The sequence below is a fragment of the Teichococcus globiformis genome, from assembly GCF_042646265.1.
GTDB lineage: Bacteria > Pseudomonadota > Alphaproteobacteria > Acetobacterales > Acetobacteraceae > Pseudoroseomonas > Pseudoroseomonas globiformis.
On record NZ_JBHRTN010000007.1, the window covers coordinates 358,264 to 382,386 of the forward strand.

At 61.4% G+C, this 24,123-nt stretch carries 21 protein-coding genes and 1 tRNA gene; 19 read left to right on the plus strand and 3 right to left on the minus strand.

Going from position 1 to position 24,123, the window contains the following annotated elements:
- Positions 1–65 precede the first annotated feature (65 nt).
- The 7 genes from rplM to ACFOD4_RS06945 all read left to right on the plus strand — a co-directional run bounded on the left by rplM (position 66) and on the right by ACFOD4_RS06945 (position 5,552).
- Positions 66–536, plus strand: coding sequence for a 50S ribosomal protein L13 (rplM, locus tag ACFOD4_RS06915; protein ID WP_379595197.1), 471 nt, complete (start codon positions 66–68; stop codon positions 534–536).
- Between the two features lie 5 nt (positions 537–541).
- A complete protein-coding gene (gene rpsI, locus ACFOD4_RS06920; protein ID WP_379595198.1) occupies positions 542–1,036 on the plus strand; it encodes a 30S ribosomal protein S9 in 495 nt (164 codons plus the stop codon).
- A 124-nt stretch (positions 1,037–1,160) separates the two neighbouring features.
- Positions 1,161–2,111, plus strand: coding sequence for an N-acetyl-gamma-glutamyl-phosphate reductase (gene argC / locus ACFOD4_RS06925; RefSeq protein ID WP_379595199.1), 951 nt, complete (start codon positions 1,161–1,163; stop codon positions 2,109–2,111).
- A gap of 70 nt (positions 2,112–2,181) precedes the next feature.
- Complete coding sequence (locus ACFOD4_RS06930) at positions 2,182–2,724, plus strand: gamma carbonic anhydrase family protein (protein WP_379595200.1); 543 nt, start codon at positions 2,182–2,184, stop codon at positions 2,722–2,724.
- Positions 2,725–2,792: 68 nt separating this feature from the next.
- A complete protein-coding gene (locus ACFOD4_RS06935; RefSeq protein WP_379595201.1) occupies positions 2,793–3,218 on the plus strand; it encodes a hypothetical protein in 426 nt (141 codons plus the stop codon).
- A 168-nt stretch (positions 3,219–3,386) separates the two neighbouring features.
- The gene (locus ACFOD4_RS06940; RefSeq protein WP_379595202.1) at positions 3,387–3,872 is read left to right on the plus strand and encodes a hypothetical protein; all 486 of its coding nucleotides are present in this window, start codon (positions 3,387–3,389) and stop codon (positions 3,870–3,872) included.
- Between the two features lie 87 nt (positions 3,873–3,959).
- Positions 3,960–5,552 carry an ABC transporter substrate-binding protein gene (locus tag ACFOD4_RS06945; protein WP_379595203.1) on the plus strand — a complete coding sequence of 531 codons (1,593 nt, stop codon included), beginning with the start codon at positions 3,960–3,962 and terminating at the stop codon, positions 5,550–5,552.
- A gap of 3 nt (positions 5,553–5,555) precedes the next feature.
- On the opposite strand, the gene pdxY is transcribed toward ACFOD4_RS06945, so the two are convergent.
- On the minus strand, positions 5,556–6,416 hold the full coding sequence (pdxY, locus tag ACFOD4_RS06950; protein WP_379595204.1) for a pyridoxal kinase PdxY: 861 nt from the start codon (positions 6,414–6,416) through the stop codon (positions 5,556–5,558).
- Positions 6,417–6,609: 193 nt separating this feature from the next.
- On the opposite strand from pdxY, the gene ACFOD4_RS06955 reads away from it, so the two are divergent.
- The 4 genes from ACFOD4_RS06955 to ACFOD4_RS06970 all read left to right on the plus strand — a co-directional run bounded on the left by ACFOD4_RS06955 (position 6,610) and on the right by ACFOD4_RS06970 (position 10,498).
- The gene (locus ACFOD4_RS06955; RefSeq protein ID WP_379595205.1) at positions 6,610–7,851 is read left to right on the plus strand and encodes an acyltransferase family protein; all 1,242 of its coding nucleotides are present in this window, start codon (positions 6,610–6,612) and stop codon (positions 7,849–7,851) included.
- 114 nt (positions 7,852–7,965) lie between these two features.
- On the plus strand, positions 7,966–8,196 hold the full coding sequence (gene rpmE / locus ACFOD4_RS06960; RefSeq protein WP_379595206.1) for a 50S ribosomal protein L31: 231 nt from the start codon (positions 7,966–7,968) through the stop codon (positions 8,194–8,196).
- A 195-nt stretch (positions 8,197–8,391) separates the two neighbouring features.
- Positions 8,392–8,865: an Hsp20 family protein gene (locus ACFOD4_RS06965; protein ID WP_379595275.1), complete on the plus strand. Its 474-nt coding sequence runs from the start codon at positions 8,392–8,394 to the stop codon at positions 8,863–8,865.
- Between the two features lie 286 nt (positions 8,866–9,151).
- Positions 9,152–10,498: a DEAD/DEAH box helicase gene (locus ACFOD4_RS06970; RefSeq protein ID WP_379595207.1), complete on the plus strand. Its 1,347-nt coding sequence runs from the start codon at positions 9,152–9,154 to the stop codon at positions 10,496–10,498.
- A 61-nt stretch (positions 10,499–10,559) separates the two neighbouring features.
- On the opposite strand, the gene ACFOD4_RS06975 is transcribed toward ACFOD4_RS06970, so the two are convergent.
- Positions 10,560–12,374: a PHA/PHB synthase family protein gene (locus tag ACFOD4_RS06975; protein ID WP_379595276.1), complete on the minus strand. Its 1,815-nt coding sequence runs from the start codon at positions 12,372–12,374 to the stop codon at positions 10,560–10,562.
- 747 nt (positions 12,375–13,121) lie between these two features.
- On the opposite strand from ACFOD4_RS06975, the gene ACFOD4_RS06980 reads away from it, so the two are divergent.
- The 8 genes from ACFOD4_RS06980 (at position 13,122) to ACFOD4_RS07015 (ending at position 22,796) form a co-directional block, all read left to right on the plus strand.
- Positions 13,122–14,348 (plus strand): LL-diaminopimelate aminotransferase, encoded by a 1,227-nt coding sequence (locus tag ACFOD4_RS06980; RefSeq protein WP_379595208.1) that lies wholly within the window; start codon positions 13,122–13,124, stop codon positions 14,346–14,348.
- On the plus strand, positions 14,345–15,637 hold the full coding sequence (locus tag ACFOD4_RS06985; protein WP_379595209.1) for a homoserine dehydrogenase: 1,293 nt from the start codon (positions 14,345–14,347) through the stop codon (positions 15,635–15,637). The genes ACFOD4_RS06980 and ACFOD4_RS06985 overlap by 4 nt, the downstream gene beginning before the upstream one ends.
- Before the next feature lie 34 nt (positions 15,638–15,671).
- Complete coding sequence (gene glpX, locus ACFOD4_RS06990; RefSeq protein ID WP_379595210.1) at positions 15,672–16,655, plus strand: class II fructose-bisphosphatase; 984 nt, start codon at positions 15,672–15,674, stop codon at positions 16,653–16,655.
- Entirely contained in the window at positions 16,651–18,435 is a 1,785-nt protein-coding gene (recJ, locus tag ACFOD4_RS06995) for a single-stranded-DNA-specific exonuclease RecJ (RefSeq protein ID WP_379595277.1), read from the plus strand. The genes glpX and recJ overlap by 5 nt, the downstream gene beginning before the upstream one ends.
- A gap of 102 nt (positions 18,436–18,537) precedes the next feature.
- Positions 18,538–18,613 (plus strand) — tRNA-Glu (locus tag ACFOD4_RS07000).
- A gap of 814 nt (positions 18,614–19,427) precedes the next feature.
- The gene (locus ACFOD4_RS07005) at positions 19,428–21,008 is read left to right on the plus strand and encodes a glycosyl hydrolase (protein ID WP_379595211.1); all 1,581 of its coding nucleotides are present in this window, start codon (positions 19,428–19,430) and stop codon (positions 21,006–21,008) included.
- Between the two features lie 173 nt (positions 21,009–21,181).
- Positions 21,182–21,916 carry a DedA family protein gene (locus ACFOD4_RS07010; RefSeq protein ID WP_379595212.1) on the plus strand — a complete coding sequence of 245 codons (735 nt, stop codon included), beginning with the start codon at positions 21,182–21,184 and terminating at the stop codon, positions 21,914–21,916.
- Positions 21,917–21,971: 55 nt separating this feature from the next.
- On the plus strand, positions 21,972–22,796 hold the full coding sequence (locus tag ACFOD4_RS07015; RefSeq protein ID WP_379595213.1) for a DUF2272 domain-containing protein: 825 nt from the start codon (positions 21,972–21,974) through the stop codon (positions 22,794–22,796).
- Positions 22,797–22,862: 66 nt separating this feature from the next.
- Here the strand turns inward: ACFOD4_RS07015 and ACFOD4_RS07020 are convergent, their stop codons facing one another.
- Positions 22,863–24,110, minus strand: coding sequence for a TIGR03862 family flavoprotein (locus ACFOD4_RS07020; protein WP_379595214.1), 1,248 nt, complete (start codon positions 24,108–24,110; stop codon positions 22,863–22,865).
- Positions 24,111–24,123 lie beyond the last annotated feature (13 nt).

Genomic DNA, 24,123 nt, shown 5'->3' on the forward strand with positions numbered 1-24,123 from the left:
TGACCTTGCGAGGTGCGCCGGTCATAAGCGGCCCTCAATTCGAACGTCAGATTCAGGATCAGAACGTGCTGCAGACGCAGACCCGCTCGCTGAAGCCGGCGGAGGTCAAGAAGGGTTGGGTGCTGATCGATGCGGAGGGCCTCGTGCTCGGCCGCCTCGCCGTCATCATCGCCAACCGCCTCCGTGGCAAGAACAAGCCGCAGTTCACGCCCCATGTGGATTGTGGAGACCATGTTGTCATCATCAACGCCGACAAGGTGCAGTTGACCGGCAACAAGGCGGACCAGTCCGTCTTCTACTGGCATACCGGCTATCCGGGCGGCATCAAGGGCCGCACGGTCAAGGAGCGGCTTGAGGGCCGGTTCCCTGAGCGGGTTGTCGAGAAGGCCGTGGAGCGCATGATCACTCGTGGTCCGCTCGGTCGTCGTCAGATGAAGAATCTGCACGTTTATGCCGGTCCGACCCACCCGCATGCGGGCGCGCAGCCGGAGACGCTGGACGTCGCCGCTCTGAACCGCAAGAACAAGGTGGCCTGAGCATCATGAGTGAACAGACGACCGCCACGTCCCTGGCGGACCTGAAGACGCTGGTCGCCGGCACCCCGGCTGGGGTCGAGATCGCGGCCCCTCGCGAGCCGAAGAAGGATCAGTTCGGCCGCTCCTATGCCACTGGCCGCCGCAAGGATGCAGTGGCCCGCGTATGGGTCAAGCCGGGCAGTGGCACTGTTGAAATCAACGGCAAGCCCGCTTCGAAGTACTTTGCGCGTCCTGTGCTGCGCATGCTGATCGCTCAGCCTTTCCTGGTGGCCGATCGTTATCAGCAGTTCGACGTGTACTGCACGGTGTCCGGTGGCGGCTTGTCCGGTCAGGCCGGCGCGGTACGGCACGGCATCAGCCGCGCGTTGACCAACTTTGAGCCGAACTTGCGCCCGATCCTGAAGAAGGCCGGCTTCCTGACCCGCGATCCGCGCGTGGTGGAGCGGAAGAAGTACGGCAAGGCCAAGGCTCGACGTTCCTTCCAGTTCAGCAAGCGCTGACGCTGGGCGGGCCAGCGCTTGCGCTGGTCCGAATGCCGGATCGACTGATGGAAAGGGCGGACCCGCGAAGGGTCCGCCCTTTCTGCATTTATGCTACGACTCGACCCCTGATCAGGAGAGGCAGATGGCCAAGGGCAAGGTTCCGACGATTTTCATCGATGGCGAAGCCGGTACCACCGGGCTCGGCATTCGCCAGCGTCTTGAAGCTATGCCGGAGGTTGCACTCCGCTCCATCGATCCAGCACACCGCAAGGAGCCAGAGGCCAAGCGGGCTTTGATGGCTGAGGTTGATCTGGTGGTTCTTTGCCTGCCCGACGCGGCTTCCAAGGAAAGCGCCGCTATGGCGGCAAGCTTGGGAGCCGATGCGCCAAAGCTTCTCGATGCCTCGACGGCGCACCGCGTCGATCCGGCCTGGGTCTATGGCGTGCCGGAGCTTGCACCGGAACAGGGCCAAGCTATTGCCGGCGCGCCTCGGGTAGCAAATCCTGGCTGCTATCCGACAGGAGGTATCCTGCTTCTCCGCCCCTTGGTGGAAGCCGGTCTGCTTCCGGCCGACTACCCCATTACCGTCAATGCTGTGTCTGGTTATTCGGGTGGCGGCAAATCGATGATCGAGGCTTACGAAGGGGACGGTCATCCAGCCTATGAGCTCTACGGCTTGGGCCTTGAGCACAAACATGTGCCTGAGCTTCAGACCTACTCCAAGCTGTCTCGTCGGCCCATCTTTGTTCCCAGCGTCGGTAATTTCCGGCAGGGCATGCTGGTGTCGGTGCCTCTTCATCTCGATCTTCTTCACGGCAGCCCGACGCCGTTCAGTCTCGAGCAGGCCCTCAGCACGTATTACGCCAATTCGGACTGGGTGAAGGTCGTACCGGCAGGCGTTGATGGCAAACTTGAGCCGGAAGCACTAAATGGCACCAACGTTCTGGAACTGCGGGTTTTTGGCAATGCGTCGCGTGGCCAGGCTGTGCTGGTGGCGCGACTGGACAACTTGGGCAAGGGTGCCTCAGGCGCGGCTGTTCAGAACATCGGCCTGATGCTTGGTTTGCAGGATGCAGCCAGAGCTGCAGCATGATCGTCTCGCCTGTCCCCGGCAGGGCAGGCGATACTTCTGATGCAATGGAATGAAGGACGGTCACACCACCATGAGCAACATGCTGCCGTTTGAAGGACGGCTCCCGGCCGTAGACCCGACCGCCTTTGTGGCTCCAACAGCTACAGTTATTGGCGATGTGGAGTTGGGACCCGATTCTAGCATCTGGTATCATTGCGTCCTACGTGGCGACACCAACTTCATCCGGGTCGGCGCCCGCAGCAACGTGCAGGACGGTACCATCGTTCATGTGGCGAGAGGGACGCTTCCTGCCTTGATCGGCAACGATGTCACGGTGGGACATGCCTGCATCATTCATGCCTGCACGCTTCATGACCGTGCCTTTGTCGGCATGGGGGCCACAGTGCTGGATGGCGCCGTCATCGAGGAGGGAGGCATGCTGGGAGCAGGCAGCCTCCTGCCACCGGGCAAAAGGATCGGCCGCAACGAGTTGTGGGTCGGTTCTCCTGCCCGTCTGGTTCGGATCCTGAGCCCGGAGGAGCTAGCGCAGTGGCAGCAGACAACCGCTCACTATGTGGAGTTGGGCAAGAGGCACCGTACGTCCCTGGCTGGGCACGATACCGCTTCGCCGTAGCAGGAATGGTGGTACTGCTGGGCTCTGGTTGTGCCGTTGCACCGCCAGCCCGGCTTCCACCGTCGGCTATGACCTTGTCCGCCGACCCCCTGGAAGCTGCGATCCGCGGAGCGGCCGACTTCTTCGAAACCAGTTACCAGGGTGACCCAGCGTGGGCGGCCAGGGCAGTCGCGCAGCTAGAGTACTTGGCGGTCGAGATTCCGGCCGGCCGCAGCAGCCGGGATCTTGGCGCCATGGTCGGACCGGCGCTGCTGTCCGCCCGTCATGTCCTTCGCAGCACGCTCGGAATTCCTCAGCAAGACCCTCCACAGGCCGTTATCGACCGGATGGAAGCGATCGCCCTCAACCGGGCGAGTAATCCGGATCTGGCTCAGAGGCTCATGGCGCTGCCCAGGCTGCCGCAGGTGAACAGCGCCACACAGATGACGCTGCGCGATTGGGAGTTTGGCCCGCCGCAGGAACTGATCGACGTTGCGGAGGTCAGGCGCTCCTAGCGCTTTGCCGTGTCGCCACGCCATGCGGCATTCTGCCTGAAGAGGATTAAGGAAATCTGGATGCGCCGATTCGCCTGCTGCGCTGTTCTTTTGCTTGTGGGTGCCGCCCTGCCGAGCTGTGCGGAGCTCCGGGCTCCATCTTCACAAATGCAGGTGCCCATGGCTTTGATGCCGAAGGGAGGGGATCCGTTCCGCGGCATCGCCAGAGCGGCGGCGGCTGAGTTTGCGGATCAGGGTGCAGGCCTGCAGAACCGGCCGGCGGCCATGGCCCGTGCGGCGGCACGGCTCGAGTTCCTGATGCAGTCGATTACCCAGGATCCGCGCTACGCGGCTCTGCCAGCCAGCAATGCCTTGGCTATGGGTGGGGCAGTACGCGAGGTGCGGCAAGCTCTCGGCATAGCGCCTTCGGCCTTGCCGGAGCAGGTCATCGGCTTTCTGACCGATGCCGCCAACGCAATGGAGGCGGGGAGGGAACCCGCGTGGCCGATGGCGATCTTTCCTGGCGGTCCTGTTCTCACGCGGCAGCGCCTTGCCGCGCCAGGACCTCTGGCGGAAGCCGCCATCGCGACGGGCCGGCTGGATGAGGCCATTGCCGCGTTGGATGCGGCATCGGCATGGGGTGGAGTCGCTTCCACCCCGGCGCCGGGCGGCTGATCCGCACGGAAGCGCCTGGTCCCGGTCCAAGCGAACCACTGACTGCCGCGCGGGACAGGCCGCCGGTGCTGGAATGGAGCAAGACAAATGGAGCGACGTAGCTTTCTCGGTCTGGGTGGAGCAGTGCTTGCCGCGGGAGGCCTGAAGCGTCCTGCCCTGGCACAACGAAATTCACCTCAGGTATTGCGCTTCATTCCGCAGGCCGATGTCTCCATTCTTGATCCTCTCAACACGACCGCCTACCCGACCCGCAACCATGCCCATCTGTGTTGGGACACGCTGTATGGCCTTGATCTCGATGGCCAGGCGCATCCGCAGCTTGCCGAGCGGCATGACCTGACCGATGACGGTCGTCGCTGGACCTTCACCTTGCGAGACGGGCCAACCTTTCATGATGGCGAGAAGGTGCGGGCCAAGGATGCGGTAGCGTCAATACGGCGCTGGATGCTGCGGGATTCGCACGGGCAAAGCCTTTTCTCACGGCTCGACGAGATGCGCGTGGTGGATGACCGACGCTTCGAGATGCGCCTGAAGCAACCGTTCGGGCCGATGCTGCAGGCGCTGGCCAAGGCCTCATCCTACCCCTGTTTTGTCTTCCCCGAACGCTTTGCGCAGCAGGATCCCGGCAGGGCCCTGACCGAGGTTGTCGGCTCTGGCCCCTATCGCTTTGTTGCCTCCGAGCGTGTTTCCGGAAGCCAGCTGGTCTATCAGCGTTTTGTGGATTATCAGCCGACGCCGGTCGGCCCTGTGAGCCTCACTGCCGGTCCGAAGCTGGCTCAATTCGAGCGGCTGGAATGGCGCATCATTCCTGATCCTGCGACTGCCGCGGGTGCCCTGCAATCCGGCGAAGTGGATTGGTGGGAGCAGGTCGCGCCAGATCTGCGGCCGCTACTGAAAGGAAGTCGCGGCCTCACTGTGGAGCAATTGGATACAGGTGGAACACTGGCGATGCTTCGGCCTAACCACCTGCACCCGCCTTTCAACAACCCTGAGATCCGGCGTGCCATCCTGCCTGCACTGCGGCAGATCGACTTCATGACCGCTATCATGGGAGACAATCGCGACCTGTGGCGCGAAGATGTTGGCTGCTTTCCCGAGGATAGCCCTCTGGCATCGGATGCTGGGCTTGCGGCCCTTACTGGCCCCAGGGACCTCGACGCGGCAAGACAGGCCTTGAAGGCTGCTGGCTACGCCGGCGAGCCGGTCGTCATGCTGCATCCCACTGATGTGGTGAACAACAACAACCTCACCGCTGTTGCAACCGACCTCTTGCAGCGCATCGGCTTCAAGGTTGAAAGCGCCACCTCTGATTGGGGAACGTTGCTCGCACGGCGCAGCAATCGGAACCCTCCGACACAGGGCGGATGGAATATGCTTGTGGCGCTATTTGGCGGCATGGACCTCGCCAATCCGGGTGGCCATCCCCTGTTGCGTGGGAACGGGGAAGCCGCCTGGTTTGGCTGGCCGTCTGCGCCGCGTCTTGAGCAACTGCGTAACCAATGGTTCGACGCGGCGAACCTTAATGCCCAGAAACTTATCGGACGACAGATCCAGGAGCAGTTCTTCGTTGATGTGCCTTATTACCCGCTGGGCCAGTACTTGATCGATAGCGCATGGCGCACGGATCTCTCGGGTTTCCGTAAAGGCATGGCATTGCCGCTAAACGTGAGGCGCGGCTGAGGATCAGCAAGGCTCCGGATCGAACACGTGGCTCGGGACGACGAACTCGTCCTGGGCCGCCACGGTCAGGATCTCGCGGGATCCCGCTTCGCAGGTGCGCCGCAGGATCCCGTAGATCGAGGAAGCAGCCCGGGAAAGGGCCGTGGCCGTGGAAAGGCTGCGAAGCCGATGGAACAGGAAAAGTGCGGCGATCGCGTCGCCGGCTCCGTTAACCGACAAAGGAAGCCGCGGTGTCCGGATGCGAAAATAGCCGTCCGGCCCCGCAGCAAGCATCTCGATGCAATCGCCTGGCGTCTCGCCCAGTTCCAGCGAAGTCACAAGAACGACGCGCGGTCCGTCTGCGGCCATCGCCGCTCGCAATGTTTCGACCGCCGTTTTTGCATCATCCAAGGTCTGGATCTTACGACCAGTCATCCACTCCAGTTCGAACTGATTTGGGGTCAGGATGTCGGACAAAGGAACAGCCTGATCCCGGATGAATTCTGGAATACCGGCTCGCACGAAGATGCCCCGGCCCTTGTCGCCGATGACTGGATCGCAGCAATAGATCGCCTGCGCATTGGCTGCCTTGACCCTTGTCGTGGCCGACAGAATGGCGTCGCCGATTGTTGCGTCACCCATGTAGCCGGACAGAACAGCGTCGCAGCGATCCAGAACGCCCCGATCGGCAACCCCTTGCACCAAGTCATGAACGAGATCCGCGCCGAAGACCTGCCCCCGCCAGGAGCCGTAGCCTGTATGATTGGAGAACTGGACGGTGTTGATGGCCCAAACTTCGGCACCGAGCCGTTGCAGCGGAAACACGGCCGAAGAGTTCCCTACATGGCCGTATGCGACCCAGGACTGGATGGAGAGAATGTTCATCGCGACCCCTCAACACTTATGGGTGACATTAGGCTGGGGCGTAGCTTGTCGCCAATCCTGCGAAGCCGACGATTCATGAGGGATTTGGGGGACAAAGCGATGGAGTAGTGGCGCTTCACGCATGCGCCGCACGCGCTGGATGAAAAAGCTGATATCGTATAGTGGATCGCGGGCAGCCCGAAGGATCAACCCCATGAGCAGAAGAAACTCGGCTCCGTATTCAACTAAGCAGGGAAGCTCTCTTTTGCCTCACTCAGACGCCTCCCGGCCAGAGCGTCAGCATTATCTGGATTATCTCCGCGCGTTACTGATGTTTATGGGGATCCCGTATCATGTGGCCCTTGCTTATTCGACCCAGCAGGCCTGGATCGTACAGAGTGAGGAGCGTTCGGCTCTTCTCAGTTGGGCAGCGCAGTTCAGCCATACCTTCCGGATGCCGGTCTTCTTTCTGATTGCGGGGCTCTTTGCGCTGATGCTGTGCCAGCGCAATCCTGGTGAGTGGTGGCGTAGCCGCCTTGTGCGACTCGGTGTGCCTTTGATCGCCGCGGCACTCCTGATCAATCCGCTCACCATGCTAAGTTCAGCTTTGTGGCAGGCGCAGCCGGGAGAGGTCATTCAGACCTGGATTGGTATGTTGCAGACGCCCGGCGAGCCGTGGGTGTCGCATCTCTGGTTTCTGATCGACCTGCTAATCTACTGCACGGTCTTGGTTGTTCTTTGGAGCATGAGGGATCTGGCCCCGGCGCGATACGTTGCCGTGCGGGGCGCCGAGTTCCTCGACCGGCATGTTTGGGCGCCGCCAGCCCTCCTGATCCTGTCCGGCTTTGTGTCCCTGGCGTCCGTCGTCGTGCTGAAACTTCTGGACCTCAACTCGGCGGTGCATGGAATGTTGGTTCTGTCTCGCACAGCGGCCTACCTTCCTGTGTTCCTGTGCGGTGCGGCGCTGATTCTACGGCCCGACTGGCTTACTCGCTTCACCAGGGTACACAAGGGCATGTGGGTGGTCGGCTTGACCCTGGCCGTTGTTCAGGCTGCGATCCAGTGGAGGGACGAGGACATCTACCGCATCGGTACCTATTTCCTGATGCCGATCGTCGGAATCCTTTTCGCTCATATCCTGATGTCTGCCATGCGGATGCTCTGCAACACGGCCAGCCCCATGGTTCAGACGGCCGTCGCCTCCTCCTTCACGGTCTACCTCGTGCACGAAGTCTTCGTGGTCTACGGCGTGCTGATGTTTCTGGACACCGGGGTTCCGGTTCTGATGCAATTCGTCATCCTGACGGTGGTGACCATTCTGCTTTCGATGGCGTTCCACCAGTGGCTGGTGCGGCCCAGCGCCGTGATGCGCCTGCTGTTCAATGGCATTCCAATTCGGCGCAAGAGCCGCGCCGTGGAACATGCCGGGGCAGCTCCGGCAACGCCGGGCCGGTAAAGCGCCATTGCCGGGTTCCGGCTTTGTATTGCGTGCTGTGAAGACCGCCTGTAGAAGCGGCCTTCACCGCGCGGCCGGTCGGCATCGGCTGCCAGAGCTTGAAAGCGACTGTTGATGAAGCCCGATATCCATCCCGACTACCACGAGATCACCATCATCATGACCGATGGTTCTACCTTCAAGACCCGTTCGACGATGGGCAAGGAGGGCGACACCCTCCGGCTGGATATCGACCCGAAGTCTCACCCGGCTTGGACCGGTGTTCAGCGCATCATCGACACCGGTGGACAGATCGCCAAGTTCAACAAGCGGTTTGCCGGCATTGGGGCCCGTAAGAAGGGCTGAGCCAAAGATTTTTTTTGCGCTGGAAGCGCCGCCCCTTGAAGAAGGAGGCGGCGTTTTTCATATCAGACGCGCAGGCATTGCCCGGTTTGGCGGGGATGACTGTGTGGTCTGGGACAAGGGTTGCCCGATTGGGGACCGGATATATGCCCAGGCCGCCGGAAGCAGAACCTTGCTTGAAGAAGAAGGCTCTTGATCATGAACGCTTTTGAGAGTGCGCCGCTGTTCCGTTCAGCGATTGGGTTCGACCGTCTCGCACGGTTGATGGACACCGCTCGTGCGGCGTCCGAGGGACCTTCGTATCCTCCGTACAACATCGAGCATACAGCTGACGATAGTTATGTCCTGACGGTAGCAGTTGCCGGCTTCGGCCCGGATGAGCTGGAGATTACCAGTCAGGAGAATGTTCTCCTTGTCCGTGGCAAGGCGAAGGAGGACGCGCAGGCACGTCACTACCTTTACCGTGGCATCGCCGGGCGCGCCTTTGAGCGACGCTTCGTCCTGGCCGACCATATCCATGTGGAAGGCGCAGAGCTCGCGAATGGCCTTTTGCATGTGGCGTTGAAGCGCCAGGTGCCGGAAGCCTTGAAGCCGCGCCGCATCGACATCGGGATCGGTGGGTCTTCCCGCCTAGCAATCGATGGCGAAAAGGCGGACCAGTTGGCTGCGTAAATGATCTGCTAGAGGTCTGGGGCCTAACACCCCAGGCCTCTTTCTTTTCGCGGGCTGGCCATGTGCCACGTGTTCAATCATCTCCCTACATGGTTCTTGGATCTTTCTGGGGAAAACTTTGCTTGCATCGGCGCGCAAGCTCCCCCATAGGCAGGATCGATCATTGATCGTGGCCTGGCGCTGATCCACCGATCCGGGCAGGCGGAGCTGAGATGGCGACAGGGGAGTGTTCCCCCGGGCGGCCATGCTGTGGATCATAACGTCATGGCGTTGGCTGGTAGCAGCGATGGGCGCCATTTCCAGCAACAGTATGATGGCGCCTGCGCCCGATTGGATAGACCTTACCGTGCCCCAGTTTACCGAGTTTGGCCTTGCTGAGCCGCTCCTCAAGGCTCTGGCCGAGGAAGGCTATCAGACGCCTACGCCGATCCAGGAACAAGCCATCCCCCTGATCATGCAGGGAAGGGACCTGCTGGGAATTGCGCAGACCGGCACCGGCAAGACCGCAGCTTTTGCACTACCCATGCTGCACCATCTGGCCAGCCGCCCTGCGCAGGCGCCGCGTGGCGGATGCCGGGCTTTGATCCTCTCGCCGACCCGTGAACTTGCAACGCAGATCGCGGATAACGTTCGATCGTATGGTCGCCACCTTGGCTTGAGCTCGACCGTCATTCTAGGGGGTGTGGGGGCCAGGCCACAGGTTCAGGCGTTGGCTCGTGGCGTGGATGTCCTGGTCGCAACGCCCGGACGTCTGCTGGACCATGTGCAAACGGGTGCTGCGCGACTGCAGGCTGTTGAGTTTCTGGTGCTTGATGAGGCGGACCAGATGCTCGACCGCGGCTTTTGGCCGGCTGTTCGGAAGCTGGCGGCCATGATGTCGTGGAAGCGTCAGACCTTGCTGTTCAGCGCCACCATGCCGACCGACATTGTCAAGATCGCCAAGCAAGTCCTCAAGGATCCGGCGCAGGTGTCGGTCACTCCCGTATCCTCGACCGTGGAACTGATCCAGCAGCGCCTCATCCATGTCGATGCGGGTGCTAAGCGGTCGCTTTTGGCGGAATTGCTTCGTAAGCCGGAGATCGGGCGGGCACTCGTTTTCGCCCGTACCCGCCATGGCGCAGATCGGATTGCCAAAAATCTCAATGCCGATGGGATTTCCGCGCATGCTATCCACGGCGATCGTAGCCAGGTGCAGCGGGAGCGCGCCCTATCAGAGTTCCGTAGCGGTCGAGCGCCTATCCTGGTGGCGACCGATATCGCCAGCCGTGGCATCGATGTTGACGGGGTGACCCACGTCTTCCAGTTCGACATGCCCGATGCGCCGGAAGCCTATGTTCATCGCATTGGTCGAACGGGTCGGGCAGGGGCTAGCGGAGAGGCTGTGGCCTTTTGTGCGCCGGACGAGATGCCGAAGCTGAAGGCGGTGGAAAAGCTGATTGCAAAGCGACTGCCTGCGGAGCATCGGACAAGCGGGTTCGCACGGACGCAACCTGGTCACTCATCTCAGCAACAACGTGTGTCGAATGACGCAGGGCCTGCTCCGCGTCACCAGCCGGGGCGGCGCCTCGCAGCCGGGTCGGGGCGTAGGGTCGTAAATCAGAGCAAGAAGGGTACGGCGACTGCCAGGCAGTAACTGGCGGCCCCCTACGCTGCTCATTACTTACCCTTCAGCATGCTGACATGCTGCTCTGGCACTAATCTGACGCCATCACCTTGACATAGCTTCCCGGGGCATCTTCCAGAGCCCCGGCGTGGGGAACACGCGCGGCCACCATCGTGGAATCCTGTGCACTGATCCATCTCTGCCAATCTGGCCACCAGGACCCCGCCAGCTCTGTGGAAGCATCGAACCACTCGGCCGGTGTCGGTGGATTATTTTCCGCGACCCAGTGACTGTACTTTCCTGATGAAGGAGGATTGGTGACTCCTGCAATGTGACCAGAGGCAGCCAAGACGAAACGAACCGGGCCGCCCAACAGCTGTGTGGCCCGATAGGTGCTTTTCCACGGAGCGATATGATCCTCGCGGGTGGACAAGACATAGCTTGGTACCTTGATCTTCCCGAGATCAAGAACCGTGCCTGCCAGGGTGATGCCGCCCGGTTTGATCAGGTCGTTCTGCTGGTACATCCTTCTGAGGTAGAAGCTGTGCATCGCCGCAGGCATGCGTGTGCTGTCGTCATTCCAGAACAGCAGGTCGAATGGAAACGGCTCCTGGCCGAGGAGATAGTTCTGGACCACAAATGACCAGATCAGGTCATTTGCTCTGAGCATGTTGAACGTCGTGGCCATCTCCCGTCCTTCGAGATAGCCACGCTTCTGCATGCGATTTTCGATCGCCTGGAGTTGTTCCTCGTCAATAAAGACCGAGAGCTCGCCGGCTTCCGCGAAGTCGAGCATGGTGGTGAAGAAGGTGGCGGCCCGAATCCTCTCGTCCTGCCGAGCAGCCATGTGGGCCAGGGTGCAGGCGAGTAGGGTGCCGCCCAGGCAATAGCCTACAGCATTGATGTCTGTCTCGCCTGTAGCGTCTCTGATGGCGTCTAGGGCAGCATAGGGACCTTCGGTCATGTAGTTTTCGAAAGTCTTGGTGGCCAGATGTTCGTCAGGGTTCACCCAGGAAATCACGAAAACCGTGTGTCCCTGCTCCACTGCCCACCGGATGAAGCTGTTCTTTGGACGCAGATCAAGAATGTAGAACTTGTTGATCCAGGGCGGAACGATCAGCAAGGGCCGTCGAAGCACCCGCTCCGTCGCCGGAGCGTACTGGATCAGCTGCATCAGGTCGTTCTGGAAGACGACCTTGCCAGGTGTGACGGCAATGGTTTCGCCGATCCGGAATTTGCTTTCATCGGTCATCCGGATCCGAAGCTGGCCCTTGCCACGCTCCAGGTCCGACAGAAGGTTCTGCAGACCGCGGAGCAGGTTCTCGCCTCCTGTTTCAGCAGTCTTTCGCAGCACTTCCGGGTTGGTCATCAAGAAGTTGGACGGGCTAAGAGCATCCACGAACTGGCGGGTGTAGAAATCGACCTTCAGGGCCGTCTTCGGGTCAAGGTCATCTGCAGCATGAGCGATGTTTGTGAAGTATCGGGCCGAAAGCAGATAGGATTGCCTGATGAAGTCGAAGACCTCGTTTTCACGCCAGGCATCGTCCTTGAAGCGACGATCCTTTCCATCCTCGGCGATCACTGGATCTACCGCATCGCCGAACATACGGCGTGCCGTGTTCTGCCAGAGAGTCAGGTAATCTTGCCAGAAGCCGAGCTGCGCCTCCACCAGCCGTGCCGGGTTGGCAATGAGGCGTGTCGTCATCTCCATGAAAGCATTCCCGATCTGCATCGGGTCGGCGCCTGGCGCGGCGCCCGGGGCAGTATCACCCTGGGCCTGTCGCTTCAGGAAATCTGCGACGATACGCTGGCTGCGTTCCGCTACATCGGCCATGGTGCGTGAAACCATGGCCGGGTCGGCCATACGGAAAGTTCCCGGATCGGAGGGGGTATTTTCCTCGGGCATGCATTCCTCCGCGCCGGTGAGGCCGGCATTTTCCTGTGCCTGAACCGTCAGCATTGAGACCCGGCCTTCCGCTAACCCCCTGCTTCAGGCTAATGGCCTGGAAGCGACGGTTAAGGATCAGGCGACCATGGCGCAATGCGTCGGTCATAGCAGTACCAAGGGTAGTGCCCGGCGCATGGCCGTTCAAGGCATCGTCAGGGTCGCTACGGCAGGTCTGGTGCTGTTTCTGACAGGGTGCGTCGGCTCGCCGGCGGAAGGCCCTGGGACCTTCTTCCGAAATGTCTTCGGCCAGCCTCTGGACGGACGTCCTCTGCCGCCTGGTGCAGCGGAGGCTTATCCGAACCTTGCTTCCGTTCCGCCTCAGCCGCCTCTGGGAAGCGTCTCCGCCCGTGAAGAACTGAGCCGGGCGTTGGCCGCCTCCCGCGACCTTTCACACCAACCGGTAACCTCCGGACGGGCTATTCCTGCTCGGCCGGCCGGAGCGGCAGGCAGCGATCAAATCCCCGCCCAGGCACCAGCGCCTCCGCGTCTGGCGGCGGCACCCGCCATCCGCTCCCTTCCGCCCGCTCCTGACCCGAATGCACCAGGCATACCGGAGGATCCTGGCCTGGCACCCGCTCCGCCGCCCCCTGAACTGCTGGCTCCGATGGCGCCGGCGCCCTGATGGATGCCCTGATGCCTGGGTCGGTGACCGCCGGCCTCCGCCCGATCTAAGCTAAGCGCTCAAGCCCAACGGACCACAATGAGATGACTGAGGATTTCCACCGTATCCGCCGTCTGCCGCCCTATGTCTTTGCTGAAGTCAATCAGGCGAAGGCTGCTGCAAGGGCAGCTGCCGAAGATGTTGTGGACCTTGGAATGGGGAACCCGGACAGCCCGACGCCCCCCCACATTGTGGCCAAGCTGATCGAGGCGGTGCAGAATCCGGATACCCATGGGTATTCGGCCTCCAAGGGCATCCCAGGGCTGCGTCGCGCACTTGCCGGCTATTATTCGCGCCGCTTCGATGTCGATTTAGATCCGGACACCGAGATTGTAGCGACCCTCGGCTCGAAAGAGGGGCTGGCAAACCTGGCTGCCGCAATCTCCTCGCCCGGCGACACCATTCTGGTACCAAACCCATCCTATCCGATCCATCAGTTCGGGTTCATCATCGCCGGGGCGTCGGTACGCTCCGTTCCGCACACGCCGGATGAAGCCATGCTCCAGGCTCTTGATCGGGCGGTGCGGCACTCCGTGCCGAAGCCGACCGCGCTGATCGTCAATTACCCGTCGAACCCGACCGGCCTGATGGCCGATCTGGATTTCTACCGGGAATTGGTGGCGTTCGCGAAGCGCCACAGTATCTTCATCCTATCCGACCTCGCCTATGCCGAGCTGTATTACGGCGAGCGCAAGCCGCCCTCTATCCTGCAAGTTCCTGGAGCCAGGGAAGTGGCGGTCGAGTTCACCTCCATGTCCAAGACCTACAACATGGCTGGCTGGCGGATGGGATTTGCCGCCGGCAATAAGCGCCTGATCTCTGCCCTGACGCGCGTGAAATCTTATCTGGATTACGGTGCTTTCACGCCCATCCAGGTTGCGTCCGCCGCTGCGTTGAACGGGCCACAAGATTGCATCGAGGACATGCGCCGGCTTTATCGGGAGCGGCGGGACGTGCTGGTCAAAGGCCTGCATCAGGCCGGGTGGGCCGTACCCGTTCCGGAAGCGGGGATGTTTGTCTGGGCCGAAATTCCGGAGCGGTTCCGTGACCTCGGGAGCGTGGAGTTCAGCAAGCTTCTGCTCGCTCGGGCCAAGGTGGCGGTCGCGCCTGGGCTTGGCTTTGGCGAGCATGGCGACGGGCATGTCCGTATCGCCATGGTCGAGAACACGCAGCGCATCCGACAGGCCCTGCGTGGTATACGGCATTTTCTTCAGGTCGATAATGGCGGTCCGGCCACGGCGTCGGCATCCGTGGAGTCGGTGAAATCATGAGCACCCCCCTGAAAATTGGCGTTGCCGGCCTTGGCACCGTGGGTGCTGGCGTCCTTGCCCTGCTCGAGCGGAATGCGGGGATCATCGCCACGCGGGCAGGCCGGCCGATCACAGTTTGTGCCGTGTCGGCACGGGATCGCAGCCGGGATCGCGGCCTCTCCCTTGAGGGCTTGCGCTGGTATGATGACGCTTCGCAGATGGCCACCGATGACCAAATCGACGTGGTGGTGGAACTTATTGGCGGTAGCGCTGGTCCAGCGAAGGAATTGGTGACCGCCGCTCTGGGCCAGGGCAAGGCTGTTGTCACGGCCAACAAGGCCATGCTGGCTCTTCACGGCACCGAGCTGGCAAGATGTGCGGAGCGGAATGCTGCCACGCTGGCTTATGAGGCGGCCGTGGCCGGAGGTATTCCGGCCATCAAAGCGTTGCGGGAAGGCCTGGCGGGTAATCAGCTGTCCAGGGTCACCGGCATCCTGAATGGGACCTGCAACTACATCCTGACCTGCATGCGGGAACAGAAGCGGGAATTCGCCGATGTGCTCGCCGAGGCACAAGCCCTGGGCTACGCGGAGGCGGACCCGACCTTTGACATCGATGGGGTGGATGCGGCCCACAAGATGGCCATCCTCGCGGCTTTGGCCTTCGGACAGCCTGTTGCATTCGATGCCGTCCACGTAGAGGGCATTCGTGACATCACAGCCACCGACATCCTTCTGGCGGAAGAACTGGGCTACCGAATCAAGCTGCTCGGCATCGCGGAACAGGACGATGCCGGCGTCACCGCACGCGTTCATCCCTGCATGGTTCCCGTCAGTCACCCTATCGCCGTGGTGGAGGGGGTGGACAATGCTGTTGTGGCCGAAGGCGACTTTGTTGGCCGTGTAGTGCTGGAAGGACGCGGAGCCGGAGCCGGACCAACGGCAAGTGCCGTTGTTGCAGACCTGATCGACATTGCCCGTGGACGTCATACACCGGTCTGGGGAACTGCGGTATCGGAGTTGACGCCGCGCCAGGTCCTTCCGATGGACCGCCACAGGGGTGCCTATTACCTCCGCCTGATGGTGCTCGATCGTCCGGGCGTCATCGCCGATGTCACGGGTGTGCTGAGGGACCATGATATCAGTCTTGAATCCATGATCCAGCGCGGTCGATCGGCCGTCGGAGCCGTGCCTGTGGTGCTGACCACGCATGAATGCCGCGAAGATGCGATGCGGGACGCCTTAACACGGATCGGCGGTCTGGATGCGGTGCTGGAGCGCCCTGCCATGATCCGTATCGAATCACGCTGACCAAGTTCCAGAATTTTCCGTACAGGAGGCCGCCATGCGCCGTGACACCACTCCCGTTGACCGTAACCTTGCGCTTGAACTGGTGCGTGTGACGGAGGCTGCTGCGCTGGCCGCCAGCCGCTGGATCGGGCGAGGCGACAAGAATGCCGCTGACGGTGCCGCCGTCGATGCCATGCGCAAGGCGTTCGACACCATCGACATCGAGGGCACAGTGGTCATCGGTGAGGGCGAGATGGACGAAGCGCCGATGCTCTATATTGGTGAGAAGATCGGCCTGGGCGGTCCGAAGGTGGACATCGCCGTGGACCCGCTTGAGGGCACGACGATCTGCGCCACCGGTGGACCGAACAGCATCGCAACCCTCGCCGTAGCCGAGCATGGCGGCTTTCTGCATGCACCCGATATCTACATGGATAAGATTGCGGTTGGTCCCGGTTTGCCTGCAGGTGTTGTCGATCTGGATGCCACCCCGGAGCAGAATTTGCGGGAGCTGGCCAAGGCGAAGAAGGCCGAGATCAACGATCTGGTCGTTTGCATTCTCAACCGCGACCGGCACAAGGACATTATCCGCTCCTGCCGCGAGGCTGGCGCACGCATCATGCTGATCCCCGATGGTGATGTTTCCGGCCTGATCGCCGTGTCGCAGCCTGATACGGGTGTGGATCTGTATCTCGGATCCGGTGGCGCGCCAGAGGGCGTGCTCGCAGCGGCTGCCCTTCGCTGCATCGGTGGCCAGATGCAGGGGCGCCTTCTTTACGAGGACGAGGCGCAGGTCAAACGCGCCCATGAGATGGGCATCACGGAGCCGAACAAGAAATTTTCCGTGGAGGAAATGGCCCGAGGAGAGGTGATGTTCGCGGCGACCGGTGTGACGGGCGGTCCGCTGCTGCGCGGGGTGCGGCGTGGACCGACATCCGCCTACACGCACTCCATCATCATGCGCAGCAAGACCGGAACGGTGCGCTATGTGGAGGCTCATCACAACATCACGTTGAAGCCCAGCGCCTTTGTCGATTGACGCAGTTGCCAGCGAGGACACGCCAGCACTGGATGTCGCGTCCTCGGTAACAGGCCGGCGCTGGTGCTGGCGACAAAGCGACCTGCGCGCCGGCCTGGCCATCGCGCAGCGTCTCGACGTCCCTGAACTTCTCGGCCAGCTCCTCGCATCCAGGGGAGTGGCTGCCGAGCAGGCGCCGCTCTTTCTTGAGCCTACCTTGCGTGCCTCCTTGCCTGATCCTTCCAGCCTATTGGACATGGATCTGGCTGCCGACCGACTGGCGAAGGCCATTCGGAACCAGGAGGCTGTAGCCGTCTTCGGTGATTATGATGTCGATGGGGCCTGTGCCGGAGCCCTGCTGACCAGGTTCCTTGCGGACCTCGGGTGCAGTGTTCAGCCTTATGTCCCAGATCGCTTGAAGGAAGGCTACGGCCCGAATCACGACGCCATCGCTGCCCTTTGTGCCTCAGGTGCGACATTGATCGTGTGTGTTGACTGCGGGATCGCGGCGCATGAGGCCCTCGAGGCGGCGCGGGGACGCGCCGACGTGGTGATCCTCGATCACCACAAAGCCGAAGGGCCGCCCCCGAGCGTCGTCGCTGCCGTCAATCCCAACCGGCTCGACTGTCCCTCCGGGTTGCGCCACCTTTGCGCCGCCGCAGTCAGCTTCATGGCTGCCGTTGCGACGTCCAGGGTTCTTCGTTCCAGCGGATTTTTCTCAGATCGCCCAGAGCCGAGGCTGCTGGATCTCTTGGATCTGGTGGCCTTGGCGACTGTTTGTGACGTCATGCCTCTAACAGGGCTGAACCGCGCCTTCGTGACCCAAGGGCTGAAGGTTATGGCTCGTGGACAGCGACCAGGTGTTGCCGCGTTGTTGGAGGTGGCTCAGGCCAGGGATTTGCCGTCTACCTACACCCTCGGCTTTCTGCTGGGGCCGCGGATCAACGCCGCGGGAAGGGTCGGGGAGCCCACCCTTGGCCTTCGCCTGTTGATCAGCGACGACCCCGTCGAGGCACGAGCTCTGGCCGAGAAGCTGGATGCCGTGAATCGCCATCGGCAGGATGTTGAGAGTTCCGTTCTGGTTGATGCCTTCGCCCAGGCAGAGGAGCAGGCGGCGGCCGGACACCCCGTTCTTCTTATTTGCGGGGAGGGCTGGCATCCAGGCGTTGTTGGCATCGTAGCCGGGCGAGTGAAGGAAAAGTTCAACCGGCCAACCTGCGTAGCTGGTGTGGGCGAGGGGCTGGCGAAGGGCTCGGGCCGCTCCGTTGCGGGGGTTGATCTTGGCGCAGCCATCATCGCTGGCCGCCAGTGCGGGCTCCTGAAGACAGGGGGAGGACACGCCATGGCAGCTGGCTTTTCCTTCCTTGTCGAGCACCGAGAAGCCGTTCATGCTTTTCTTAACGAGAGGCTCCGTCATGCAGGCAGCCTCCCAGGCAGCGTAGCTTTGACAATCGACGGCGCCATGCTGGTTCCCGCTGCCACAGCGGAGCTGGTCGCGCAGATCGAGCGATTGGCGCCCTTTGGATCAGGCAATGACGAGCCTGTTTTCGTTTTTCCCAGGGTCCGCATCGGCCGTGCTGATCGCCTAGGCCGGGAAGGCAATACCATCCGTGCCTTCATCGAAGGGGAGGCAGGCGGAAGATTGAAGGCCATCTGCTTCCGGGCCAAGGAAGGGCCGCTGGCAGACCTTCTGATGAACAGCCGGGGGGCGCCTATTCACTTGGCCGGAATGTTGCGGGTCGAGAGTTGGAATGGGCAGAAGAGCGTCGGCCTCCATGTGCAGGATGCCGCGTTGGCTTAGGCCTAACTTAATTTGCCGGCAGGGCTGGACGATCTTTTATAGCTGGGCTAAGTAGCCGCCCGCTCCCGCATACTCATGAGTGGGCGCTGAGAGTTGGCATTGGTCCCCATCGTCTAGAGGCCTAGGACACCAGCCTTTCACGTTGGTAACACGGGTTCGAATCCCGTTGGGGACGCCATTCACCTGCCGATCCCGCTACCACAATCGTTTGGCGCGCCTTATGTGATGAGGCGGCTTAGAAGCTGCCTGCGATGTGCTGCCTACTGGCGGAGCTACGGTCTTACCGCCGTCCCGGAGGGTGGAGAGCCTATCTCTGCTGACCCGATGTTGCGGCCAATCGTCGCGATCCGAATTGGTCGCGAAGGCCCCTATCGGGAAAGGCTTTAGGATACCCCCCTGCTGGCGTCGGTATCACGGCGGTCTCGCCAAGCCGCTCCTGCCGATCCGTTGTGTAAAGTCGTAAATCTGCTTCGATCAAGAGAGGTGACCACGGTGGTGTGGGTCAGTCTCCGAACAGCGGCGCCCTGAGGCCAGATCGAGCAATGGGCTCGTATGCAGTCCGCAGTCGATCCTTGCAGCTGCTTGTACCACCATCCCCCAGCACGGTTTCGTTTTAGCTAAGGAATGAACAACTCAAGATTGAAACACTTATGACGCAGCCCGGGCTTCTGCCCTGTTGAGGCCAATTACGAGCCTGAAACCCCAGATCACGCGCAAGAACATAAAATCTTATTTTTTGTTCCGGCAAGACTCTCTTGTGTTTAGCAGCTGAATTCGCAATTACGCGATCAAGCCACACGTTTTCGTCATATTGCCTTGCACCATGGGCTCGACTTCGCGTGAAGACGTAGCTAGGCCTTGTGCGTTCCGAGCGCCTGGCGGGCGGCCACTTCGCCAGCAAACCTCGCGCAACTCGTGCGACGCCTCCGCAACTTTGCTGTGCACCACAGCAAAGAAGGAAAAGCTCGTACCCGACGCACAGGAAGCACAAAATGGCTCTTCTCGGGGTCTATGTTGACAACAGCGCACAACACGTCACCCAGTTCGAAAATTGGCTGGGCCGCAAAGTAGACGGCATTCACGGCGTCGTCGGCAGCGCCAACTGGTCCGATTTCGTCAGCAGCTCAAAGTGGGCTGTGGATACTCTTTGGGCACCCACCGGCCGGGATGTGTTCTGGTCGGTTCCGCTGATCGTCAAAGGCGCGAATCTCAATTCCGCAGCCAACGGCGACTACAATCAGCATTACAAGCAGGTCGCTGAGAACCTGCTGCGCTACGACAACGGCAACGATCCGATCTACGTCCGTACCGGCTGGGAGTTCAACGGCTCCTGGTTCCAGTGGTCCGCCATTGGCAAGGAACAGACTTTCATCGACGCCTTTCGCGAGTTCGTCGATACCTTCCGCTCCGTCTCCGACCGCTTCAAGTTCGAGTGGAACGTGAACGAAGCCTATGGCGGGATGGACCCGGCCAAGGCCTATCCCGGCGACCACTATGTCGACATCGTCGGCATGGATTTCTACTTCAATCCGGAATGGCAGAACTGGGATTCCGCCAAGGCCTTCGAGCATGTCCGTGATCAGAAGTACGGGCTGCAGTGGCTGGAGGATTTCGCCAAGGCGCATGGCAAGCCCACCGCCTATTCCGAGTGGGGCGCCAAGGGCAACGATGCAGCCGGCTTCATCAAGGCCGCTCAGGACTGGTTTGAGAGCCACAACGTGGTGTACCAGTCGTACTGGGACTCGAACGCCCAGTATCCGGGTCGCCTGTCTGACGGCAGCGATGGCAACACGGGCGCCGCCTTCAAATCCGCATTCAGCGGTAGCTCGTCGAACGACGTCGACTGGGGCAACAGCGGCAGCAACGGCTCTGGAAACGAGGCTGGCAGCGGATCCTCCCCAGGCTCCGGGAGCCCGATCGACGCCCCGGAGGCTGCCCCGCCCGCCGATGCAGCGGATCCGACGCAAGCCGCATCGGGCGCAAAGCCTTCCGGCGCCTGGACGAGCCAGAGCTGGGGTTCTGCTGGCTTCGATGACTGGTCGGGTACGGATGGCAATGACTGGTATCAGTCACAGGGCGGCGGCGACATCATGCGCGGCGGAGCCGGTGACGACACCTATTCGATCTTCTCCTCGAATGATCGAGTGATCGAGCATGCGAATGGTGGGATCGACACGGTGTGGACCTGGATCCACGAGTACACCCTGCCCGAACATGTTGAGAACCTGACCTTCCACGGCTGGGGGCACTCCCGCGGTACCGGGAATGGCAGCGACAACATCCTCACCGGAAACGAAGGCAACAACGTCCTGAACGGCATGGGCGGTAATGATATCCTGACGGGCAACGGGGGCGCCGATACCTTTGTCATCGGCAAGAGCAGGGGCCACGACACTATCACCGACTTCACCCGCTCCGAGGGTGATAAGCTTCTGCTGACCGGCTTCGGGAACGGCGCTTCGCTGAGCAATGACGGCGATGTCTGGTCTGTTCGTGCGGCTGATGGGTCCATCACGGAGATCACCATCTCCGGGGTCACATCCTTGCACAGCAGCGACTACAACTGGGGCTAATCAGGTTGAAGGGTTCAGATCGGCACGATGGCTGACCTGACCTTGATCTGACGTCCGAGTTGAAACGCTTCAGGACAAAAAAATTGTCCTGAAGCACTTAATGGGTGTTCCCTTTGCACCTAGATTTCCCGCATCGTCCCGCGGCACGGCGCGGGCCGTAAGGGGGAGTGTGCGTGGCCGAATTTTGGGCGGATTGGGGTGGGCTGGCCTATCTGGCGGCCGCCGCCTGGGCCTTCTTTGAAGGCGAGACCTTCGTGATCCTGGCGGCTGCCGCAGGGCGTGCAACCGGCGCCATTGATCCCTGGCTACTGGGCTTCTCCGTCTGGATTGGCTCATTTCTGGGCGACCAGTTATGGTTCACTCTGGGACGGCGATACGGCGTCGGCGCCGTGAAGCGCATCCCGGGTGCCGAAAAGCGCCTGGCGTCAGCAATGCGCTTCCTTGAACGCTACGGAACCTTGTTTGTTCTCAGCTTCCGCTTTGTTTACGGCGTGCGCAACGTCGCATCGGCGGCCTGCGGCATAGCAGGGATGCCGCATCCTCGCTTTGCCTTCTTGAACTTCATTGCTGCCGGTCTTTGGGCTGCTTCCTTTGTGTCTGCCGGATGGTTTGTTGTCGGCTGGCTAGGTGAAACAGGAACAAAATATGCTCTCGCCGGCATTGGTGTGACGGTGATCGTGTATCTTGTTGTGAAACTGATACAACATCGCCGCCGCGCGAAGCGGATGCCAGTTCCCGGCGGAACTGCTCGTCCTCCTGTTGCCCGAACGACAGTGTTGCCCAAAACCACCGCCGCAATCCGGATCACAGAAACCGAGGCGACCGTAGAGGTCACCGACTCCGATGCTGGAAGTGGTGAAGTGGGGAAAGAGGAACCGCCCAAGCCGGCCGACCGCCTGCAGGTATGATCCGGCCTGCTGGCGACTGGCCGCTCCGAGTTTGCTTTCCGCGGCAACGGCATTGATGATGAAGATCGCGGCGTACAGAGGCTGGACGAGCCTTGTTTCCGTTCTGTGGCTGATGGCCTGCTCCTCGTCCTCTCAGCTACCGATCCGTGACGAAGAAGTAGCCGCCTTGCCGGCGCACCGCGCTCGTTTGGTCGGAAATGCAATCCAGGAATGGCAAAGTTGGGGTCGGATTACCCTGCATGGCTGGCCCAACTTGCGGGAATCGGAACCTGATCCCGCGATGTTCGACAAGATCCTCGCCTACTGGACATCTGTGCCGGGAGAGGGCCCGGCCATCATTCGAAGGCACCAAGCCCTGCGCGATGCACTAGCCGAGTCTCAGGACGTCGCGGGGGCCGCGTCGGCGTCTGCTTCCATCTCCCTTTGGGCATGGCCAGCTTGGTCGGCGGCCTTCATCAGCCATCAGATGGCTGCATCAGGCGTTCCAAGCTTTGTTTTTCCTCCATCGGCCTCGCATGCCGCGTACGTAGATGTCCTGTTGGCGGAAGTTCAGCAAACCGGCACCGCAGCTGCCTTCGCTGCTCATCATCCGGCCGATTACGTACCGCGGCCGGGTGATCTGCTTTGCTCCGACCGATCATTGTATCCCCTCCTGCACTGGCAGGACCGCATCGCAGACGCCGGACAGTTCAGGCCGATGCATTGCGACATCGTTGTGGCGGCTAGAGGAGGAACGGTTCATGTGATCGGAGGCAACGTCCTGGATGTGGTGGCGCTACGGATTTTTCCCGCCGATGACGCGGGAAGGGTGCTGCCTGCGCCTTGGGATAAGCCTCCCTTCTTCTTGGTCCTCGAGAACCGCCTCGATGAAGTCCCTTAGGCAATTGCAACCGCTTGACACGCGTTTGGGGTTCGTGCGGTAGGTAAAGGGTGCCGGCAGATGAGGTCAGATCGGTTTGGGTGCAGGATGCTCATTGAGCCACTTCGCAGCGCCCACGGCAGCGGCGCGGCCAGTCGCAAAGCAGGCCTGGAGAAGATAACCTCCCGTTGGGGCCTCCCAGTCCAGCATCTCACCGGCGGCGAAGACACCTGGCCGACGCCGTAGCATGAAGCCGTCATCAATCTCCTGGAAGGAAATCCCGCCGGCAGTCGAAATTGCGTGCTCAAGGTCCTGGAACCCCCTCAGCTTGAGTGGACATGCCTTGACGAGGTCCGGCAGAGTGCGCTCGCCACCGCATCCATGCAGAGCTTCCTGAATCAAACCGATGGAGACGGGAGGAAGGGAAAGAGTACGCCGCAAATGGTTGCTCAGGGACTGCCCCCGGCGGGGAGCTCCAACACGCTTTGTCACTTCGGCCGCCGGAATGTCCGGCCGTAGATCAAGCTGGACCTCGGTGAAGCCCATTTGCTCGATTTCGCCGCGCATAAGAGCCGCCGCCGCATAGATGACCCCGCCTTCCAGACCGTCTTGCGTGATCACCGCTTCGCCGCGCCAACTCCTGTCGCGGTGTTGAAGCGCGATGCGCTTCAGCGGGGTTCCTGCAAAGCGATCCCGGAAGATCGAGGACCAGGAAACCTTGAAGCCCATGTTGCTGGGCCGTAGCGGCGCAACACGTATGTCTTGCAGATGGGATGTCCACTGACCATCACTGCCCAGCCGCGGCCATGATCCACCGCCTAGAGCGAGAATGGTCGCACTCGGAGCGACGACCTTAGGACCCTCTGGTGTCTGGAAGAGCAAGTCACCGTCTTCCGAGAAGCCGCACCACCTATGGCGCAATCGCAAATCGACTTGTGTATCCGCAAGTCGCCGCAGCCACGCCCGCAGCAACGGGGAGGCCTTGAAGGCCCTTGGAAAGACCCGCCCGGAGCTGCCGACGAAAACGGGCTCTCCTAGTTCCTCGCACCATCGCAGAAGAGCCTCCGGTGGAAATGCTTGGATCGCCGGCGTCAGCGCTTCCTGTGCTTGACCGTAGCGCTGCAGGAAGGTGGGCAAGGGTTCCGAATGTGTCAGATTCAGACCACCCCTGCCGGCCATGAGGAACTTGCGCCCCGCGCTTGGCATGCCATCGAACACAGTGACAGGGATGCCTTTGAGAGCCAGCGTTTCCGCCGCCATCAAGCCGGCAGGGCCGGCACCCAGAACTGCCACCCGGCGAGTCCCTGCTGCGAAAGAACGCTCTTGATGCTGCATAGCGCTGAGTTAG

Excerpts from the sequence above, each read along its gene's own strand:
- glpX (WP_379595210.1), top strand. The coding sequence starts at position 15,672 with ATGCGCCGTGACACCACTCCCGTTGACCGTAACCTTGCGCTTGAACTG.
- ACFOD4_RS06930 (WP_379595200.1), top strand. The coding sequence starts at position 2,182 with ATGAGCAACATGCTGCCGTTTGAAGGACGGCTCCCGGCCGTAGACCCG.
- ACFOD4_RS06945 (WP_379595203.1), top strand. The coding sequence starts at position 3,960 with ATGGAGCGACGTAGCTTTCTCGGTCTGGGTGGAGCAGTGCTTGCCGCG.
- pdxY (WP_379595204.1), bottom strand. The coding sequence starts at position 6,416 with ATGAACATTCTCTCCATCCAGTCCTGGGTCGCATACGGCCATGTAGGG.
- ACFOD4_RS06940 (WP_379595202.1), top strand. The coding sequence starts at position 3,387 with ATGCCGAAGGGAGGGGATCCGTTCCGCGGCATCGCCAGAGCGGCGGCG.
- ACFOD4_RS06965 (WP_379595275.1), top strand. The coding sequence starts at position 8,392 with ATGAACGCTTTTGAGAGTGCGCCGCTGTTCCGTTCAGCGATTGGGTTC.
- ACFOD4_RS06935 (WP_379595201.1), top strand. The coding sequence starts at position 2,793 with ATGACCTTGTCCGCCGACCCCCTGGAAGCTGCGATCCGCGGAGCGGCC.
- ACFOD4_RS07020 (WP_379595214.1), bottom strand. The coding sequence starts at position 24,110 with ATGCAGCATCAAGAGCGTTCTTTCGCAGCAGGGACTCGCCGGGTGGCA.
- ACFOD4_RS06970 (WP_379595207.1), top strand. The coding sequence starts at position 9,152 with ATGGGCGCCATTTCCAGCAACAGTATGATGGCGCCTGCGCCCGATTGG.
- argC (WP_379595199.1), top strand. The coding sequence starts at position 1,161 with ATGGCCAAGGGCAAGGTTCCGACGATTTTCATCGATGGCGAAGCCGGT.
- ACFOD4_RS06985 (WP_379595209.1), top strand. The coding sequence starts at position 14,345 with ATGAGCACCCCCCTGAAAATTGGCGTTGCCGGCCTTGGCACCGTGGGT.
- ACFOD4_RS06980 (WP_379595208.1), top strand. The coding sequence starts at position 13,122 with ATGACTGAGGATTTCCACCGTATCCGCCGTCTGCCGCCCTATGTCTTT.
- rpmE (WP_379595206.1), top strand. The coding sequence starts at position 7,966 with ATGAAGCCCGATATCCATCCCGACTACCACGAGATCACCATCATCATG.
- rpsI (WP_379595198.1), top strand. The coding sequence starts at position 542 with ATGAGTGAACAGACGACCGCCACGTCCCTGGCGGACCTGAAGACGCTG.
- ACFOD4_RS07005 (WP_379595211.1), top strand. The coding sequence starts at position 19,428 with ATGGCTCTTCTCGGGGTCTATGTTGACAACAGCGCACAACACGTCACC.
- ACFOD4_RS06975 (WP_379595276.1), bottom strand. The coding sequence starts at position 12,374 with ATGCCCGAGGAAAATACCCCCTCCGATCCGGGAACTTTCCGTATGGCC.
- ACFOD4_RS07015 (WP_379595213.1), top strand. The coding sequence starts at position 21,972 with ATGATGAAGATCGCGGCGTACAGAGGCTGGACGAGCCTTGTTTCCGTT.
- ACFOD4_RS06955 (WP_379595205.1), top strand. The coding sequence starts at position 6,610 with ATGAGCAGAAGAAACTCGGCTCCGTATTCAACTAAGCAGGGAAGCTCT.